General features: G+C 58.8%; 20 protein-coding genes and 3 tRNA genes. 8 read left to right on the top strand and 15 right to left on the bottom strand.

Annotation, left to right across the window (positions count from 1 at the left end; genetic code table 11):
* Positions 1 to 39: 39 nt before the first annotated feature.
* Positions 40 to 759 carry a DUF4197 domain-containing protein gene (locus GNX18_RS06590; protein ID WP_205828077.1) on the bottom strand — a complete coding sequence of 240 codons (720 nt, stop codon included), beginning with the start codon at positions 757 to 759 and terminating at the stop codon, positions 40 to 42.
* 172 nt (positions 760 to 931) lie between these two features.
* Here GNX18_RS06590 and GNX18_RS06595 point away from each other — a divergent pair.
* Together GNX18_RS06595 and GNX18_RS06600 are read left to right on the top strand one after the other, a co-directional pair.
* A tRNA-Val gene (locus GNX18_RS06595) sits at positions 932 to 1,007 on the top strand.
* 48 nt (positions 1,008 to 1,055) lie between these two features.
* Positions 1,056 to 1,132 (top strand) — tRNA-Asp (locus GNX18_RS06600).
* Between the two features lie 126 nt (positions 1,133 to 1,258).
* Here GNX18_RS06600 and GNX18_RS06605 read toward each other — a convergent pair.
* The 11 genes from GNX18_RS06605 to GNX18_RS06655 form a co-directional block, all read right to left on the bottom strand.
* Positions 1,259 to 1,879 (bottom strand): YigZ family protein, encoded by a 621-nt coding sequence (locus tag GNX18_RS06605; RefSeq protein ID WP_240914270.1) that lies wholly within the window; start codon positions 1,877 to 1,879, stop codon positions 1,259 to 1,261.
* Complete coding sequence (locus tag GNX18_RS06610) at positions 1,842 to 2,423, bottom strand: DsbE family thiol:disulfide interchange protein (protein WP_166220425.1); 582 nt, start codon at positions 2,421 to 2,423, stop codon at positions 1,842 to 1,844. The genes GNX18_RS06605 and GNX18_RS06610 overlap by 38 nt, the downstream gene beginning before the upstream one ends.
* 58 nt (positions 2,424 to 2,481) lie before the next feature.
* Complete coding sequence (locus GNX18_RS06615; RefSeq protein ID WP_166216360.1) at positions 2,482 to 4,485, bottom strand: heme lyase CcmF/NrfE family subunit; 2,004 nt, start codon at positions 4,483 to 4,485, stop codon at positions 2,482 to 2,484.
* On the bottom strand, positions 4,482 to 4,931 hold the full coding sequence (locus GNX18_RS06620; RefSeq protein WP_166216363.1) for a cytochrome c maturation protein CcmE: 450 nt from the start codon (positions 4,929 to 4,931) through the stop codon (positions 4,482 to 4,484). Before GNX18_RS06620 ends, GNX18_RS06615 begins: the two co-directional genes overlap by 4 nt.
* A gap of 53 nt (positions 4,932 to 4,984) precedes the next feature.
* Complete coding sequence (gene ccmD, locus GNX18_RS06625) at positions 4,985 to 5,215, bottom strand: heme exporter protein CcmD (RefSeq protein ID WP_138234824.1); 231 nt, start codon at positions 5,213 to 5,215, stop codon at positions 4,985 to 4,987.
* 19 nt (positions 5,216 to 5,234) lie between these two features.
* On the bottom strand, positions 5,235 to 5,993 hold the full coding sequence (locus GNX18_RS06630; RefSeq protein WP_138234948.1) for a heme ABC transporter permease: 759 nt from the start codon (positions 5,991 to 5,993) through the stop codon (positions 5,235 to 5,237).
* 78 nt (positions 5,994 to 6,071) lie between these two features.
* Positions 6,072 to 6,767: a heme exporter protein CcmB gene (gene ccmB, locus GNX18_RS06635; protein ID WP_371808100.1), complete on the bottom strand. Its 696-nt coding sequence runs from the start codon at positions 6,765 to 6,767 to the stop codon at positions 6,072 to 6,074.
* Between the two features lie 37 nt (positions 6,768 to 6,804).
* On the bottom strand, positions 6,805 to 7,503 hold the full coding sequence (ccmA, locus tag GNX18_RS06640) for a cytochrome c biogenesis heme-transporting ATPase CcmA (RefSeq protein ID WP_138234825.1): 699 nt from the start codon (positions 7,501 to 7,503) through the stop codon (positions 6,805 to 6,807).
* A gap of 33 nt (positions 7,504 to 7,536) precedes the next feature.
* Positions 7,537 to 9,306, bottom strand: a complete 1,770-nt coding sequence (locus GNX18_RS06645) for a SpoIIE family protein phosphatase (protein ID WP_166216366.1) — start codon at positions 9,304 to 9,306, stop codon at positions 7,537 to 7,539.
* Between the two features lie 13 nt (positions 9,307 to 9,319).
* Positions 9,320 to 9,634 carry an STAS domain-containing protein gene (locus GNX18_RS06650; RefSeq protein WP_205828078.1) on the bottom strand — a complete coding sequence of 105 codons (315 nt, stop codon included), beginning with the start codon at positions 9,632 to 9,634 and terminating at the stop codon, positions 9,320 to 9,322.
* Positions 9,635 to 9,879: 245 nt separating this feature from the next.
* On the bottom strand, positions 9,880 to 10,053 hold the full coding sequence (locus GNX18_RS06655; RefSeq protein WP_166216369.1) for a PA3496 family putative envelope integrity protein: 174 nt from the start codon (positions 10,051 to 10,053) through the stop codon (positions 9,880 to 9,882).
* Positions 10,054 to 10,461: 408 nt separating this feature from the next.
* On the opposite strand from GNX18_RS06655, the gene GNX18_RS06660 reads away from it, so the two are divergent.
* Positions 10,462 to 10,537 (top strand) — tRNA-Arg (locus GNX18_RS06660).
* A 25-nt stretch (positions 10,538 to 10,562) separates the two neighbouring features.
* Here GNX18_RS06660 and GNX18_RS06665 read toward each other — a convergent pair.
* Positions 10,563 to 11,633, bottom strand: coding sequence for an isoaspartyl peptidase/L-asparaginase family protein (locus tag GNX18_RS06665; protein ID WP_166216372.1), 1,071 nt, complete (start codon positions 11,631 to 11,633; stop codon positions 10,563 to 10,565).
* On the opposite strand from GNX18_RS06665, the gene GNX18_RS06670 reads away from it, so the two are divergent.
* The 3 genes from GNX18_RS06670 (at position 11,617) to GNX18_RS06680 (ending at position 13,186) form a co-directional block, all read left to right on the top strand.
* Positions 11,617 to 11,934: a hypothetical protein gene (locus tag GNX18_RS06670; protein ID WP_166216375.1), complete on the top strand. Its 318-nt coding sequence runs from the start codon at positions 11,617 to 11,619 to the stop codon at positions 11,932 to 11,934. The genes GNX18_RS06665 and GNX18_RS06670 overlap by 17 nt on opposite strands.
* Before the next feature lie 95 nt (positions 11,935 to 12,029).
* Positions 12,030 to 12,608, top strand: coding sequence for an AHH domain-containing protein (locus GNX18_RS06675; RefSeq protein WP_138234830.1), 579 nt, complete (start codon positions 12,030 to 12,032; stop codon positions 12,606 to 12,608).
* Positions 12,605 to 13,186: a hypothetical protein gene (locus GNX18_RS06680; protein ID WP_166216378.1), complete on the top strand. Its 582-nt coding sequence runs from the start codon at positions 12,605 to 12,607 to the stop codon at positions 13,184 to 13,186. Before GNX18_RS06675 ends, GNX18_RS06680 begins: the two co-directional genes overlap by 4 nt.
* Before the next feature lie 289 nt (positions 13,187 to 13,475).
* On the opposite strand, the gene GNX18_RS19825 is transcribed toward GNX18_RS06680, so the two are convergent.
* Positions 13,476 to 13,733: an AlpA family transcriptional regulator gene (locus tag GNX18_RS19825; RefSeq protein ID WP_138234832.1), complete on the bottom strand. Its 258-nt coding sequence runs from the start codon at positions 13,731 to 13,733 to the stop codon at positions 13,476 to 13,478.
* On the opposite strand from GNX18_RS19825, the gene GNX18_RS06690 reads away from it, so the two are divergent.
* Both GNX18_RS06690 and GNX18_RS06695 read left to right on the top strand, forming a co-directional pair.
* Entirely contained in the window at positions 13,651 to 13,980 is a 330-nt protein-coding gene (locus GNX18_RS06690) for a hypothetical protein (protein WP_166214647.1), read from the top strand. The genes GNX18_RS19825 and GNX18_RS06690 overlap by 83 nt on opposite strands.
* 139 nt (positions 13,981 to 14,119) lie before the next feature.
* Positions 14,120 to 15,220 carry an SGNH/GDSL hydrolase family protein gene (locus GNX18_RS06695; RefSeq protein WP_166216381.1) on the top strand — a complete coding sequence of 367 codons (1,101 nt, stop codon included), beginning with the start codon at positions 14,120 to 14,122 and terminating at the stop codon, positions 15,218 to 15,220.
* 17 nt (positions 15,221 to 15,237) lie between these two features.
* On the opposite strand, the gene GNX18_RS06700 is transcribed toward GNX18_RS06695, so the two are convergent.
* Complete coding sequence (locus GNX18_RS06700) at positions 15,238 to 16,776, bottom strand: NADPH cytochrome P450 oxidoreductase family protein (RefSeq protein WP_166216384.1); 1,539 nt, start codon at positions 16,774 to 16,776, stop codon at positions 15,238 to 15,240.
* Positions 16,777 to 16,796 lie beyond the last annotated feature (20 nt).

Here is a 16,796-nt window from a genome sequence, read left to right on the forward strand (position 1 = left end):
TCTCACATGGCCGCGTACAGTCAGACTGTCAGCAACGCGTTAACCTTCACCAAATACCTGACCGATCAGCACGCTGCCCCGCGCAACCGGATCTTTGCGGATCAACGCTTCCTCCTCACCGATACGGGTGAACAGCGTTGCCATACTGCTATCGACCACGTGGCGCTCTACATCCATGGCGGGCTTGTTGGCAATGGGTAACTTTTCGTATACCGCGAGCATGCTTTTGTACTGGTCGTAAAAACCGGTCTTCCGCAGATTGGCCTCTACAATCGGCTGGAACCGCGCGCGCAGCGCGCTTTCGGTTTGCCCGCGGAAGTACTCCGTTGCGGCGGTGTCACCGCCGCGAATGATTCCGAGCGCATCGCTTACACTCATCCCGGCTATCGCCTGCTTGAATACCGGCGCCGCCTCAACGGCGGCCTGCTCCGCACCGCGATTCATCGCCGCTTCGAGCTGATCCACATAACTGCCAAATCCGAACTGGCGCAAACTGTTGGCAACAGGCTGTGCAGACGGGGGCAATTGCAAGTGGAAGGCGCCCTGCTGCGACAACCCGGTACTGGCGCGGTCGGTACTGGCGCTCAGAGTATCCTTGATGGCGCGGGCAAGCCGCGAGTCGGTGTCGTAACCCGCATTCTTGGCAACCTGATTACCAAGGTCCACCCAGGGTGAAACCGCTTCCATATTCTGACAGCCCGCCAGCGCCCCCATCACCGAGCCAGTTACCAGCCCGACCATCATCAATCTGCTCTTCATGGATAAACCTTTCGACCAAGAAAAAAACAAATTCTACCCGTTAACGACTGTCGCGGTAGTGACATGCTCCCGAAACGCACCTTGTCCACCTCCGCAAACAGAATTGAAAAGAATTTTTACCCAACAGTTGCAACTCTCAAAACTATCGTTAATATACGCACCTCCTGACGCGGGGTGGTTAGCTCAGTTGGTAGAGCGGCGCCCTTACAAGGCGTAGGTCACAGGTTCGACCCCTGTACCACCCACCACTCTCTTTCCTCTGCACGGCAGATTTTTTAAAGGGATGTCAGGACTGCGGACCGGTAGTTCAGTTGGTTAGAATGCCGGCCTGTCACGCCGGAGGTCGCGGGTTCGAGTCCCGTCCGGTCCGCCACATACAAAAAAGGCTCACACGAAAGTGTGGGCCTTTTTTGTATGTGCTTGCATCACTGGCCCAGACAGGAAAAATCAGAAGATCAAAGGTATTGCACTGGCCCACCAAAACGACACGAAACATGTGTCATGTTTTTGACGGATGGCTACCGGGCTCCGCAAGCAACTCAAAACCTTCGGCCTGCAACTGCGCCTGCAGAGACGGCCAGCGGTCTTCCGGCAGCACCACATCGAGTTCAACGCGAGTGCCGTAACTGGCGTTGCCGCAAGTCCCACCCTGCTGTGCCACCAGGAAACGCAGCCGAGATTCTCCGGCAAAATCACAGGCGATACGCAGATCCAGTAATGGGACGTACCGCTTCATCTCCGCAGCCTGTAAGGCGGCCCCGACCGCACCGCGATAAGCGCGCATCAGGCCACCCACGCCGAGCTTGGTGCCGCCAAAATAGCGCGTGACGATAACACCCACATTGCCGATTTCCTGCTTTAGCAGCAGTTCCAGCATGGGCCGACCGGCACTGCCACCGGGCTCGCCGTCGTCGTCCGCCTGCATGATTTCCGGATTCGCGGGGTTGCCGACGACCAGGGCGGTGCAGTGATGGGAGGCATCGGGATAGCGGGCGCGGATGATTTCCAGCTCGCGCAAAAAAGCCGCTTTATCGGTTACCGGCCCCAGCCAGCAGATAAAGCGGCTCTTTTTTTCTTCCGTCTCAGCGACAACGGGCGAGCAGGGAATCTGATAACTCACCGGCAAACTCATCCCAGGATTGCTGTTGCAGCTTTTCATACAATGGTTGCAGCTTGGTCTGCCACACGCGGTCGTCCACGACACCCACATGTTTGCAGCGAATGGTGCCCCCGGCGTCCACCAGGAAGGTTTCCGGTGCACCGAACACGCCGAGATCAAGCGCCAGGCGCCCTTCCACATCCGAGACGGAAAACAGATAAGGATCGTGGAATTTTTCGAGCCACTGCAGCGCTGCGGTATTGTCGTCCTTGAGATTGATACCGACGATAGGCACGCCCTCTTCCGCCAGTTTGTTGAGGTACGGATGCTCCACCCGGCAGGAAATACACCAGGTGGCCCACACGTTCAGCAACAGGGGTTTATTGGGGAGATCGGCCTTCTTTAGCTCGCGCGCGCTTTCCACGTCCCGCAGCGCAAATTCAGGTACTGGCTTATTGACCAGTGCCGACGGCATGTCCTGTGGATTCAGCGAGAGACCGCGCCAGAAAAGTAACGCCAGCGCAGCGAATATAATCAGTGGCAGAAAGAGTTTCAGCCTGGCCATCAGTTGTTTCATTCCTTCTTGTTCGGCCCGCGGAATAGCACACGGGCCAGGTTCCGGATCAGGCGCCAGCCAGGGATCCGTCCTGAGCGGTGGTAACAGCGACTTTGCCTGCGCGCACTGCCTTTACCTTGCGATAGCGTTTGTCGGCCACAGCGATGGCGCCGCCGAGTGCCATGAATGCGGCACCCAGCCAGATCCATATCACGAACGCCTTGTACTGCAATCGCACCGCCCAGTCCCCGCTGGGGTTGTCCTTGTCCATGGGCTCACCCAGAGCCACGTAAAGATCGCGGAACAGCCCCGTGTCGATGGCGGCCTCGGTCATCACATTGCCACCAGACAGGTAGCTGCGCTTCTGCGGGTGCAACTCCGCCACCAGGCGGCCACGTTCGCGCACCAGGATCACCCCTTCGGAAGCGCGGTAGTTTGGTCCGCGCGCCTGGCGCACGCCCTCGAAGGTGAATTCATAGCCGGATACCGTCGCGCTCTGCCCGGGTGACATGCGCAGATCCTTTTCCACGCTGTACACCGTGGTAAGCGCCACGCCGAGTACAGAAACAGCGAGGCCAATGTGGCCCAGGTGCATACCGTAATAGCTGGCGCGCTGGCGCTTGAGCCCGGCCCACAGTGAATCGGCATTGCGGGATTTGGCGAGCACATCGGCCACACTCGCAGCAATCACCCACAATCCGGCAAAAATACCCAGCATCGCACCCCAGTGGAAATCGCCCGCAAGCAGAGTCAGAAGTGGCGCACCGATGGCGGCTACCAGCGCGGGCAACGCCCAGGCGCTCGCCAGCTTCCGCACCTGGCTATCTTTCCAGTTCGCATGAATACCGAGCCCCAGCAGCAGGCACAACACCAGCATCAGCGGCACAAAGAACATATTGAAAAACGGCGGGCCGACACTGATCTTGCCCCAGTTAAGTGCATCCGCCAGCAGCGGGTACAAGGTACCGGTCAGCACCACCGCCATGATCAGGATCAGCAGGATGTTGTTGCCGAGAAGGAAAGTCTCCCGCGCACGCGCGGAAAACACACTGCCCGCGCTGACCGCCGGTGCGCGCACCGCAAACAGCAACAGTGATGCTCCCACGACGATGGCGAGGAACGCGAGAATGAATCCGCCGCGCAGCGGATCGGTGGCAAAAGCGTGTACCGAGGTCAGCACCCCCGAACGCACCAGAAAGGTACCCAGCAGGCTCAGGCTGAACGCGAAAATAGACAGCAGGACGGTCCAACTGCGGAACAAGCCGCGCTTTTCCGTCACGGCGAGGGAATGCAGCAGTGCGGTACCCACCAGCCAGGGCATGAAGGAGGCGTTTTCCACCGGGTCCCAGAACCACCAGCCGCCCCAGCCCAGCTCGTAATAGGCCCACCAGCTGCCAAGCGCGATGCCCAGGGTCAGGAAGGACCAGGCCACTGCCGTCCACGGACGCGCCCAACGGGCCCAGGCGCTATCGAGCCGCCCTTCCAGCAGCGCCGCGATCGCAAACGCAAAGGCCACAGAAAACCCCACATACCCCATATACAACAGCGGTGGATGAATGATCATGCCCGGGTCCTGCAACAGCGGGTTCAGGTCGCTGCCATCATTGGGAGGGAAAGGCAGAATCCGGTCGAACGGGTTAGACGTGAGTAGGATAAACAGGAAAAAACCAATCAACAGCATCCCGAGTACCGACAGCACCCGCGCCACCAGCACCGCGGGCAACTGGCGGCTAAACAGGGCCACCGCGGCAGTCCAACCAGCCAGCATCAGCAGCCACAACAGAATCGAGCCCTCGTGGCCGCCCCACACCGCTGTCACCTTGTAGATCATGGGCAGAATGCTGTTGGAGTTCTGCGCCACATAGGCCACGGAGAAGTCGCTGTTGACGAAGGCCACCGTCAGGCACACGAAGGACAGCGCGGTAAACCCGAGCACGCCCAGCGACAGCGGGCGCGCGGTGTCCATCCACAGCACCCGCCCGCTATAGGTTCCGAGCAGCGGTACCACCGCCAGGGCCAGCGACAACAGCAGGCCGACAATCAGGGCAAAGTGACCGAGTTCCGGGCTCATATCTTGGGGTCTCCGTGGCAACTGGCCCCGCCACTCATGGACTCTGCCACTTCCGGCGGCGTGTAGGATTCATCGTGCTTGGCCAGTACCTGGTCGGCACGCACAAATCCGCCCTCCTGCAACTTGCCGGTCACCACCGCCGCTTCGCCCTCTGCAAAGAGATCGGGGAGAATCTTGTCGAACATCACTTCCAGCTCGGCTTCACCATCGGTAAGCGCAAAGCGCACATCCAGAGAACTGCCATCGCGGACAATACTGCCAGGCACCACGCAACCGCCGGCGCGGATACGTTTGTCGAAGGGTACTTCGCCGGCGGCGAAGGCCTTGGGCGCATAAAAGTAATCCATATTGGAGCGCATGGCATAGGTCACGAACCCTACCGCAGCGGAGGAAAGCGCTACCAGGAGGACCACCAGGATCAGGCGTTGTTTACGGGCTGGATGCATGGTTGTTGTGTTCTCAAAAATAGAAATTCGGTGCCGGGCGAGATACGGATCATTCAGTCGGCGGCAGCAGTCTCAGATGCCGCACGGGCAATCTCTGAGCGGCGGCGCGCTTGTTCCTGACGCAGCTGGCGCCGGAAGGCTTCGCGCATCTGTCGCTGTCGCAGTACCGGTACCAGTACCAGCGCCGCCATGACTGCGATCGTCACTCCGTAGGAGAACCACACGTAGGGGCCGTGGCCGTTCATAGCCAGAAAGCTGGCGAAATTTTCAAACTGGAATTGCATGGCTGTCTTTTCCTTCCGCTCAGGCCTTCGCCGCCGGTGCGGACTGCCCCAACAATTCGCGGACCCACTGGGTGCGCCACTCGCGCTGTAGAATCAGGCCTCGGGTATGCAGGATCAGCACCCAGGCGTAAAACAGATAAAAGCCGGCAATCATGGTGATCAGCGGATAGAACATGCTGGGATCGATGGTACTGGCCTGAGTCAGCTTGAGGGTGGCCGGCTGGTGCAGAGTGAACCACCAGTCCACCGACTTGTAGATAATGGGAATATTGACCGTGCCGACCAGAGCCAGCAATGCGCTGGCCTTATCGCCGGACAGCTCACGGCTGAAGGCACCAGACAGCGCCATCACGCCGAGATAGAGGAACAACAGGATCAGCATGGACGTAATACGGGCATCCCACACCCAGTAGGTGCCCCAAGTGGGTTTGCCCCACACCGCGCCGGTCAGCAACGCGACAAACGTCAGTACCGCACCGATCGGAGCCGCCGCGCGCATCACCACAAAGGAGAGCTTCATTTTCCAGATCAGGCCGATGGCCCCGCAGATGGCCATGATGTAGTAACCGGCAAGCGCCAGAAATGCCGCCGGCACATGGATATAAATGATGCGGTAGCTATTGCCCTGCTTGGCATCCTGAGGCGCAAATCCGAGACCCCAGGTACAGCCTACCGCGAGCAGCAACAGAGCTGCCGCACCAAGCCACGGCAGCCAGGCGCTGGTTTTCTGATAAAACCAGCGCGGTGATCCCAATCTGTGAAACCATTGCCAGGACAATTTCATGTTCGCCCATTTCTCCACGCCCGTATCTCGCCCAGATGGCGCTCCGCAGTCGCCATATGGTGCGGAAACGGGTCAGTTTTCCAAGCTGATGCGGATGGCTCCCGCCGCAGCCAGCGGCGCGAGTGCCGCGGCGGCGGCGAGAATCGCACCGAGAATCGCCAGTTGCGGGCCGTAACCGTACCCATCCAACGCCGCCTGCACCGTTCCGGTGCCGAAGATTAACACGGGCACATACAGCGGCATAATGATCAGTGCCAGCAACAGGCCCGGCCGTCGCAGGGCAACCGTCAAAGCCGCACCGACAGCCCCGATCAGGCTCAGGCTCGCGGTACCCAGAACCAGTGACAACAGCAGCGGCCAGTATCCCGCCTGCCCCAGGTTCAACATCATTCCCAACAGCGGCGACAGCACGGCCAATGGCACGCCGGTCACCAGCCAGTGCACCAGCACCTTTGCCAGTACCGGGAAATACAGCGGTTGCGACTGCAGCGCCAGCTGCTCGAGTGAACCATCTTCATAATCGCTGCGAAACAGGGATTCCTGGGACAACAACGTGGACAACAGGGCCATCACCCAGATCAGCCCCGCCGCCATGCGCGACAGCACCTCCGGCTCCGGCCCGATACCAATGGGCATCAGCGCCAGAACCGTGACAAAGAACAGCAGTGGATTGACGATATCCGAGCGGCGTCGCACCGCCAGCGTCAGTTCGGTGCGAAACAGGGTAAAAAAGCCTGGCGCAGCAGCGGGAACGGCGGGCCTCAACACCGGCTCAGCTATCCTCTTGCGGCCGTCGCCCACAGATTCAGACTGCACGGTGCAACTCCTCCTCTACCGCCATCCGCGGTGAAAAGTCCGCGAGATTGACCCGTTGCAGCGGCGCAATATTGACTGGCTGGTGAGAAGTGAGAAGTACGCTCCCCCCACGCCGCAGATGACAGTTCATCTGCGTCTCAAGGCCCGCCACGCCGGTCACATCAAGGGCGGCGAGGGGCTCATCCAGTATCCACAGAGGGGGGGAATCAGGCAGATACAGGCGCGCCAGCGCCACCCGACGGTTTTGCCCGGCCGAAAGCTGCTGGCACAGCACATCTTCAAAACCGTAGAGCCCGACCAGTTCCAGCGCGCGCATCGCGTCATCTTGCCCCGCGCCATACCAGGCGAGATTTTCCAGAGGCGTGAGGCCGCGCCGGACACCGGCATAATGGCCGATGTACAACAGCGATGCGCGCATCGCCGCGAGCCCTCGGGGAAAGGCCAGGCCCTGCCACGCAATGGTACCAGTGAAGTCGGAGGCACTGCCGATCAGAGTACGGATCAGGGTGCTTTTACCGGCACCGTTCGCCCCCTCTACCTGCACCGCAGCGCCTGGCGCCAGGGTGAACTCGAGCCCCTCAAACAACAGGCGCCCGTCACGCTCGCAGGCCAGCCCGCTTACAGCGAGGGACTGTTCGCGCACACTCTGGGCATCAGGTACCGGGCTTTTGGAGAGTTCAGACGCCATTGCGCACCGCAGTTGATGAAAAACTGAGCGCGATTATACCGGCACCGAGGGATTTTGTACGACATTCGGCTGCGATCCACCGGATTCTGCCGGGTCAGGCCCCCAGCGAATGACCGCTTCTACCCGGCTGCTGCCCGGCGCCAGCTGTACCTCGCTGCAGACCGTCTGCAGCAGCGCAAGACCGCGACCGGCGTAGACGCCTTTGGGTTCTCGAATTTCCGGGAAGCCGGCGCCGCTGTCTTCCACCACCAGCTTCAGCTCTCCACCGTCCTCCCCTTCGCGGCAACTGAGCGAGATACGGACCCAACCGGTATCCAGTCGGCTGCGACGCTCTGCAAGCAGGTCGTAATAGCGGATAAAACCGTCGTCGGTGGACTTGATGGATGAATCCAGCTCCAACACGCCGTGTTCCAGCGCATTGCGGAAGAGTTCCCCCAGTGCGATAGCAAGATCCTCCTGAAACCGGGCGGCACCCGGCATCTGCGCCAGCACACTGAGGAGATGCGGCAGCGGATCGGCGGTGCGCAACTCATGCTGCGACAGCAGAAACTGAATGGACCAGTTACCCATGCGCCCTCCCCTGCGCTCACCGCCGGAATCCGCCGCCGGGCAGGCTCCGTGGAAAAGTGAAGAGTGGGTCAGATCCAGCTCCACCAGTGAAAGATCGTCGTGCTGCTCGGCGGCGTGGGCATTGACGGCCTGCAGGATCTGATCAAATGCCTGCGTGCCGTCGCGGTCGGCTCGCAGCAACTCCAGCAGGCGGCACTCACCAAAATGCTCGCCCTTGGTGTTGCGGGCTTCATGGATACCATCACTCCATAGATAGAGACGGTCCCCAGGCAGCAGCCGCAGATTGACAATGGCACTGTCGATCTGGTCAGACGCCAACACGCCAAATGGCAGGTGGCGCGACTCCAACAGGTGCAACTCGCCACTGGTGCGCTTGAGGCACGGGCTCGGCATACCGGCATTGAGAAGCCGCAGGTGGTTGCGCCGCGGGTCAAGCTCCAGCATGACCAGACAGCAGAACATCTGCCGCGGCAGGATATCGTAGAGCTTGCGATTAATCTCCCGCAACACCCGCCCCATGGAGAAGCCCCGCGGCATCATGGAGTAGAAAATGGACGTCAATGGAACCGCCCCTACCGCCGCCGCCAGACCGTGGCCGGCGAAATCCCCCAGCATCAATACCAGTTTGCCATCCGGGGTGTGGGTGGCGGCCAGTAGATCTCCATTAAGTACCGCCCGCGGCGACAGCTGATAGCGAATCGCCGGCGTGTCATCCAGGCAGCTTTCGTTGCCGAGGTTGGAAAAGATCTCACGCGCGTTGGCCTGCTCCTGCAGAAAATCCGCATGATGACGCCGCAGCCGGTCGCGCTGGGCCATCAATGAGCGACTGAATTCGCAGAAGCGGCGGATGGAGCCTAGCTTGAGCTGCACCAGCGATGAACTGTAGGGCTTGGTGAGAATGTCATCGCAGTCGGTGGGTGGCGGCGGTTCTGCCGCGCGGGAAAGATCCTGCACAAACAGAATCGGCACCGGTTCGATGCCACCGCTGTGACGCAGATGCCGAATCTCACAGCTGGACACTTCCTCTGCCGAGGTGGGACCAAAGATAATCAGGTTTGGCGGGAACTCAGCGTAAGCCTCCAGCGCCATTTCCGCGGTTTTTACCGAGTGAATGGAGGCGGGCAGCATACAACCTGTGGAGCTGGCGTATTCCCAGTGGAGGATCAGTTCGCGGAGTTCAGCGGTCTCACCGGCGTCTCGTTCTACTATCAGTATCCGGAAGACTGGCATCATTGGGAGAGAGTTTTCAGCGTATGCTGAAAATCCGGTCGAAGTTGGACACGGAGAGAATATGGGAAACGTGCGCGTTGGCGTTCATCAATTCCACCCCGGGTTGAAATCCGTCGCGTCCCACCTCGACACAATAGTCTCTCAGCAAGAGCAGCATGCCGAGGGCCGCGCTGTCGAGGTGGTCGGTCGCGGACAGATCCACCAGGAACATCCGGGGTGGAGGCGCCACATTGCGGTAGGCGCGCTGGAATTCCCGGTGCATATTGAAATCGAAATTGCCGGCCACACGGATAATCACCGCGTCACCAGCCTCGGAAATCTCAGAAGTCACCCGGCTTTCAAACCTGTCGGAAACCACCATCTGAAGGTCCCTTTATCCTTCTCTACCCTGACCATTACGGCCAATATACACCCCACCGGCGGGCATGGAAACTGGCCTGTCCATGCGTCTTACCAAAGCATGACGGCAGGCCGCAATAGCGGGCCTACCAAAACAGAAAAGGGTGCCGGTGGCACCCTTATCGTATCCCGGAGCGGGTCCAGGTTATGGAATCGCCGAATATCCCGGCCCCAGGCTTAAAAGTCGTACTGATAGTCCATCAGTTCCCGTCTGAGACGCATCTCCTCCAGCTTGTCTTCGACCATCCGGCGGGCGTCCCTTGGGCTCTTGTTTGACTTCAATACCTCTTCTGCCAGAGGGGGATCAGAATCATCAAAATCAATGTCATTTTCGATAACGTTGCCGCTCATAGAAAACTCCACAATCTCGATCTGCCAGGGCAGAAACTGTCTGTCTGTTGTTGTTATGTTGCCGTCAGGCAATCGGAGATTAGCCAGCTCCGGCTTTTCTGGTCAAGCAACTTTTTCACCGTGGAAGCAACTTTTTTCGGGAGTTACACCCGGTCCAGAATACGGCCGGCAGCCGGCAGAAACCCCGGTCTGGCCAATGGCTCCACAGGCGTCAAAATACCCCCGTTTCATGAACAAATTGCGACAATATTTCGGCACACCTGGACTTTGGCGGACCGGCTAACTGCAACTAATCCTACGTAACGGATCTGCCACCCCCGTTACTCTCGGTTACAGCGAAAGTGAACACACCATGACAGCGGCGGCGCCAGCCGCTAGAATGGCCGCCCTGCCCGTACAGGCAATGCCGTCCCCGTCGGTTAACAGGATAAACCACGGACCTCCTAAGTCCGGACTGCCCGTTCGAGTCGGGCCGGGGACGCCATCTTTGTAAGTCCTTCAGCGCGCTGTCATTTCTTCCCGAATATCGCCACCTCTGCCGCTCCGCCGGCTACGCGACTGCCGCGGTACATGCCCACGGTATTGAAAGTGAGCGCAATATTGCCCTTCACATCCAGCACGATCACCCCGCCGGTACCCCCCACCGGTAGCAGTATCTGGTTGATGACCTCATCCGCCGCCTCGGCCACGGTTTTACTCTGGTAGGCGACCCGGGAGCAGATGTCCGCAGCAACGTTATAGCGAATGAAGTATTCACCGTGGCCAGTGGCGGAGACCGCGCAAGATTTGTTATCGGCGAAGGTGCCGGCACCGATCACCGGGGAATCGCCGATGCGGCCATAGCGCTTTGCCGTCATACCGCCGGTGGATGTGCCGGCGGCCAGGTTCCCCTGTTGGTCCAACGCCACCGCGCCCACGGTGCCCATTCTGAACGGCGCAGGCAGTGCATCCACCGCTGCACGGTAATCCTTGTCCTGCCTGCTCTCCTTGTCGAGTTTTTCCTTGGCGCGCTTCAGCTGCTCGCGGCGGTGCTCGGTATCAAACGAATTGTTGTCTACCATGGGCATTCCGCGGCTGCGGGCAAATGCCTCCGCGCCCTCCCCCGCCAGCATCACAAATGGGGAATCCTCCATCACCATACGCGCCAGATTGATGGGATTAGCGATACGCTTGACGCCGGCAACAGCACCCGCCTCGCGATTGCGCCCATCCATGATCGAAGCGTCCAACTCGTGGGTACCGTCGTAGGTGTAGACCGCGCCCTTACCAGCATTGAACAAGGGCGAATCTTCCATCACGTTAATCGACGCCACCACCGCATCAAGGCTGGAGCCGCCTTTTTCCAGAATTACATAGCCAGTATTGATGGCCTCTTCCAGCTTTGCGCGATAGGCGCGCTCCTGTTCCGCCGTCATACTCGATTTTTCAATGGTGCCGGCTCCACCGTGGATGGCGATGGCGAATTTGGGGGGCTCAGATGCGTGCGAGTGATGTGCCTGCGCGAGCGCGCAGCCGAACAGCAAAAAGCAAAGTGACTTGGCGAGGGAGGGGCAGGAAATTTTTTTGATGGTGCGTTTCATGGGAATTCTCTGGTCTCTTATTGGAATACTCTTTTACCCGGTTGCGATGTGGGTAACCAATCCTCTTGATAGTGCGAAATACTTCGAAAAGCTGATTCGCCGCACGATCAAGACTCATATAACTCGCGCCGGGTACAACATGAACACCATTAAGCGCCTGCAAGTCCATCGAATCAAGGATGTGGACGCGCAGCGCTACGATATGTACGACTTCTGGACTGAGAAGAAAGCGGTTATGGATCGGTGGCAGGAGCAACTGGAGGGCCCGGGTAGCAGATGCTTGCGCCCCGTCCAAGAGTGAATTGCCCCAACGCAAACTGGGCGTTGTCTCCGTCCCGGGCTCTGGGTAAGATCAACCCTGCCATCTGAGGACATAGCTAAAGAAGGAACTTTGCCATGCTCACGAAGAAATACTTTGAGATGGACCGCGTAGACTGCGCCATCGCAAACTTCGCGTCCATTGAGAACCCCACCCGCGCAGACCTTAATCGAGTCCTAACAGTCGCCCAGGTCGAGTGTGAACTGGACATCTACCGAATAGAGGCATGGGGTGTGTCACGAGACGAGCTTGAGGCTGAGAAGCACGACTCCGCACGCCTGGGCAAGCACATGGAGCTAGCCAACGATCCCCGCCCTCACGAGCTTTGCGATGCCCACGCGATTGTATCCGGGGCACACAAAGAAGCCGCTGGATTACGGGCAGTCATCGCTTGGTTCAAGCTCCGTATAGACGACCCCTGTAACGGGTGTTGGCTGCCACGCAATACAGCGGCAGCGAGCCAAATGCCGGCCCATCTCCGTAACGCAGTGCCGCACAGCCGGATACACAGGAAAAAGTACTACAGATGGCTTGAACGCCTGATCGACCTAGACATTATTGAGGACCTCGCTGACCTGAGGAGGACCCTAAAAGAAGTTGAAACTCGCTTACAGAATGGGTCAATCCGCCCCCAAATTATGGACGCGTCACAATGATTCATCTTATCAGCAATGATGACAGTTACCTCATTTACACGATGTCAACCAGCGATGTTGTCGCCAAACTTGGCGAGGACAACCCGTTCCACATCAAGCGCACCCCTATCCCGTACTCCTCGGTATGGAAAGAGCCCCTGTGCCTGGACTTCGGCCCTGGAGAGGAGACTACCAAAGAGTTGGTTCCTGATGTGGCAGTCCGTAATGGGCGTATGTTCTTCAACGAGAAGGCGTACAGCCTACTCGGCTCCGACCTGACGCAGGACGGAGAGTTTCTTCCCGTAACCTACTTGGGCGGAACGGGATACATTTTTAATCCCCTCACTGTCGCAGAGAAGTACGACGCGTTGGACGAGTCTGTTACCGTGTTCAACGAATACGGCGAGGTCGAGAATCTGGGGTTTCGGGAAGACAAACTCCCCGCCGGCACGATGGCATTCCGCTCTAAAGCGGGCTCCTACTATGATGTGTTCTGCACCGACCAAATGAAGAAGGCAATCGAAGACTCTGGCCTCGTCGGCGTCTGCTTCCATCCTGACCTCGCAGACATAGGCGGTGGCGCAACTACCCAACACTAATCAGTGCATAACCTGACCAGAGTTCCGGCTAGCGGCTGTTTTACAACGTGGCGAGCGAAGCCCGCGCAGTAGCTGAGAAACTGCTTCTCGATGTGGACTCATGCCTACTGATCACGATGTAAACGCTTAGTCTTTTTGGGAGAAGATTTGTGCCGAAGGAAATGTATATATTTTTAGGAGCGGCAGTTGGTGCTGTAGTTGGCGCTATAGCCGCATACATAACTGCACGAACAACCGGCAAGAATCAGACAAGAATCGCAGAAATCGGTGCGCAGAAAGATGTTGGTCTTCAGGAGGATAGATTGCTAGATGAGCGCATTAAATCTGAAGTCATACTAGCCCGGCGGACCTCGCCGGTCGCTATGTAGTGCTGAATGTCGCTCATACGCCACCGCACCACTTTACCCATGTGGACGGCCGGCTCTGGGAACCGTCCTTTCTCACGCAACCGGTAGATCGTCTGCTTGGACATACTGGCGATACCCACAACTTTCGAGAGCGGCAGCAAAAGGGAGGGGCAGGAAAACTTTTTAACGGTGCGTCTCATGGAAATTCTCTGGTCTCTTTTTGCAACACTCTTTTACCCGGTTGCGATGCGGGTACCCGATCATCGTAATGGCGTGAAATACATCGATAAGCCGACTCACCGCACAATCAGGACTCTCATAACTTGGGTCGGGTACGACACGAATGCCATTAAGCGCCTGCAAGTCCACATGATCAAGGACGTCGGCGCGGTGCACTACAACATGTACGACCTCCGGACGGAGAAGAAGGCGGCTATGGATCGGTGACAGGAGTACCAGGAGGGTCCGGCTTGCGCCCCCCAGAAGTGAATTACCCCCAGGTAGAGCGGGCGTTGTCTCGGTGCCCGGCTCTGGATACCATCACTTCACCCAATTGAGGACGCACTAAAAGAGATTTTCCGTTCTGATGAAAATATTGCCCCTATTCGCCGCCGCGCTGACATTCAGCGGTTTTTCAGCTTTACCAGTTTGTGCGACGGCAACTGAATCCTCCAATTTCATTCCCGCCGATGCCGCGGAACTGCAATATACCGGCCGTATCGACTTCAGCAACAAGCTGGCCCCGGTTCTTACCTGGCCGGGCAGTAGTGTGCGGGCAAACTTCACCGGCACTTCGCTGCGGGTGACGCTCGACGATGAGACGGGCTCGAATTTTTACAACGTGATGATCGACGGCAATACCGCTCACCCATTTGTGTTGGAGGCCAACAAGGGCGAGCACAGTTATGAAATTTCCCGTGCGCTGCCACCCGGTGAGCATACGCTGGAAATTTACAGGCGCACCGAGGGCGAATACGGAGCAACGAAATTCAAAGGCTTGCAGCTGTCAGACACCGGCAAACTGCTGCCGGCGCCCCGGAGACCTACGCGGCGCATGGAAATTTTCGGCGATTCCATCAGCTGCGGCATGGGCAATGAAGGTGCGGACAACGGTCGCGACGACCTTCCCGCAGAGCAGAACCAGTACTGGGCCTACGGCGCAGTAGCCGCGCGTGCGTTGAATGCCGAGCTGCACACCATCTGCCGCAGCGGGATCGGTATCATGGTGAGCTGGTTTCCCTACACTATGCCAGAGTATTTCGATCAGCTGAGTGGCGTGGGCAACAATGACAGTGTGTGGGATTTCAAACGCTGGACGCCGGATGTGGTGGTCATCAATCTGTTCCAGAACGATAGTTGGCTGGTGGACGGGCAGAAGCGCCTGCAACCGATTCCCAATGATCAGCAGCGGATTGACGCCTATGTGAAATTTGTGCGAGATATCCGCGCGCGCTATCCCGAAGCCAATATCATTTGCGCACTTGGCAGCATGGACGCTACCGCCAATGACAAGTGGCCCAACTATATCCGCCGGGCGGTCGCGCAGATTCAGAAAGAAAACGGGGACAAAAAACTGCACACGCTGTTTTTCGATTACACCGGCTACGGCCAGCACCCGCGAGCGGCACAGCATGTGGCCAATGGTGAAAAGCTGGCGACGTTTGTACGTGAAACCATGGGCTGGTAAATCGGCCCAATCCGCTGTCAGTACAGATCCCGCCGGTAACGTCCGGACTCCAGCAGCACCTCGACTAGGTGCTCACCCAGTAACTGGTTGAGTACCCGGTGCACAGCTTCCCCCATACCGGTTCGGTTGCCGCACACATAAATATCCGCGCCCCGGGAAACAAACAAGCACAATTCTTCGCCCTGTGCGGCAAGAAACTCCTGCACATAGCGGTGTTGTGTCTCGTCACCGCGGGAGAATACCCGGTCGCAACGGGAAAGGCTTCCCTGTCGAAGCCAGGTATCGAGTTCGCGGGTTAACGGCCGGTCCGTGTCCGGGCAGCGCTCGCCGAATACCAGCCACACAGTCCCTGCATTTGACTGCCCCGCGCGCTCGGCCAGTTGCGCACGCAAACCGGCGAGGCCGCTGCCGGCACCGATCAGCAGCAGTGGGCGGCTGTGGTCTGCGGTGTGGCAATTGCTGTTCTCCCGCAGGCTGCCGGCAAATAATTCACCGGTTTCGCAGTACTCGGTAAGCCAGCCGGAGCCGAGCCCGAGATCACCGCCCGCATTGAACTGCTGCCGCACGATCAATTTGAGCACTTTTTCTTCCCCGCTGGATGCCACGGAATACTCGCGCGCGGGCAACAGGGGAAATTCGGAAAAATCCCCACGCAGCAGTTTTTCCCGGTCAAATTCTGCTGTCGGCAATACACGGTCGCGCAGCCAGGCCTGCAGTGTCTGGCCGCGGCCGTCCACGGCAATCCATTCACTGGCATCGAGCCGATGCTGCGCGAGCCAGTTCGCCACCACGTTTCGCTCATGGCGCGGCTGCAATACGAACACATCGCCGGCACGCCATTTCGGCCAGTCGTTAACCGCGCGCAGGGTCAGCTCAAACAGCGGAGCACCGGGACTGCCGGGATTAAGCAGCGTGCGCTCAGCCAGCCGCCACCAGATCGTCGGTTTGCTGACCCTATTGGACTTCGCCGTCGGCGACGGGCCGAACCAGGCAGATATAGCGCTGGCGGTACGGCTGGCATCACCGCTGGCGCTGTCGATTTTATGCAAGGGTTCGAGCGCTCTTGCACCCAGCCGTGCCATACCGTCGAACAACAACTGGCCGAAGGCACAGAAGCGCGCGTAGGTGCTGTCACCCAGGGCGACAACGGAATAAGAAAGATGGGAGAGATCCAGTGCCGTTACTTCGCCACCGGCACCATTCAGATAAGTTCTGGCAAAACGCTGACCATTGTCCGGCGCCTCGCCTTCCCCGTAGGTACTGACAACAAACAGCGCCCTGCTGGCGGTTTGAAGTGTCTGCGCGGAAACCTGGCTGAGTGGCAGTACCGTCACCGCCTGCGACTGGCGCAAATACTCCGCGCTCTGGCGCGCCAACGCGGCAGCGGTACCACTCTGACTGGCGTAGGCAACAAGTACCGCGCCGGCCGCGTGTGATTGCTGCTGACGGCGGGCGCTGTGTATTTCACGGCGATGCCGAACCATCAAAATGGCGACCCACAGGAGCCAGATCAGCGTGCACACGAGTGCGATAGCGAGGCGCTGATATTCGGTCACTTTCCGGCTCCCTGAGTCGT

This window comes from Microbulbifer sp. SH-1 (assembly GCF_011326135.1).
In the GTDB taxonomy this organism is placed as follows: Bacteria; Pseudomonadota; Gammaproteobacteria; order Pseudomonadales; family Cellvibrionaceae; genus Microbulbifer; species Microbulbifer harenosus.

What these genes read in the sequence shown, in the direction of transcription:
- GNX18_RS06590 (WP_205828077.1), bottom strand. Translation starts at nt 759, where the DNA reads ATGAAGAGCAGATTGATGATGGTCGGGCTGGTAACTGGCTCGGTGATG.
- GNX18_RS06695 (WP_166216381.1), top strand. Translation starts at nt 14,120, where the DNA reads ATGAAAATATTGCCCCTATTCGCCGCCGCGCTGACATTCAGCGGTTTT.
- GNX18_RS06680 (WP_166216378.1), top strand. Translation starts at nt 12,605, where the DNA reads ATGATTCATCTTATCAGCAATGATGACAGTTACCTCATTTACACGATG.
- GNX18_RS06665 (WP_166216372.1), bottom strand. Translation starts at nt 11,633, where the DNA reads ATGAAACGCACCATCAAAAAAATTTCCTGCCCCTCCCTCGCCAAGTCA.
- GNX18_RS19825 (WP_138234832.1), bottom strand. Translation starts at nt 13,733, where the DNA reads ATGAGACGCACCGTTAAAAAGTTTTCCTGCCCCTCCCTTTTGCTGCCG.
- GNX18_RS06620 (WP_166216363.1), bottom strand. Translation starts at nt 4,931, where the DNA reads ATGCATCCAGCCCGTAAACAACGCCTGATCCTGGTGGTCCTCCTGGTA.
- GNX18_RS06655 (WP_166216369.1), bottom strand. Translation starts at nt 10,053, where the DNA reads ATGAGCGGCAACGTTATCGAAAATGACATTGATTTTGATGATTCTGAT.
- GNX18_RS06615 (WP_166216360.1), bottom strand. Translation starts at nt 4,485, where the DNA reads ATGAGCCCGGAACTCGGTCACTTTGCCCTGATTGTCGGCCTGCTGTTG.
- ccmD (WP_138234824.1), bottom strand. Translation starts at nt 5,215, where the DNA reads ATGCAATTCCAGTTTGAAAATTTCGCCAGCTTTCTGGCTATGAACGGC.
- ccmA (WP_138234825.1), bottom strand. Translation starts at nt 7,503, where the DNA reads ATGGCGTCTGAACTCTCCAAAAGCCCGGTACCTGATGCCCAGAGTGTG.
- GNX18_RS06645 (WP_166216366.1), bottom strand. Translation starts at nt 9,306, where the DNA reads ATGATGCCAGTCTTCCGGATACTGATAGTAGAACGAGACGCCGGTGAG.
- GNX18_RS06675 (WP_138234830.1), top strand. Translation starts at nt 12,030, where the DNA reads ATGCTCACGAAGAAATACTTTGAGATGGACCGCGTAGACTGCGCCATC.
- GNX18_RS06610 (WP_166220425.1), bottom strand. Translation starts at nt 2,423, where the DNA reads ATGGCCAGGCTGAAACTCTTTCTGCCACTGATTATATTCGCTGCGCTG.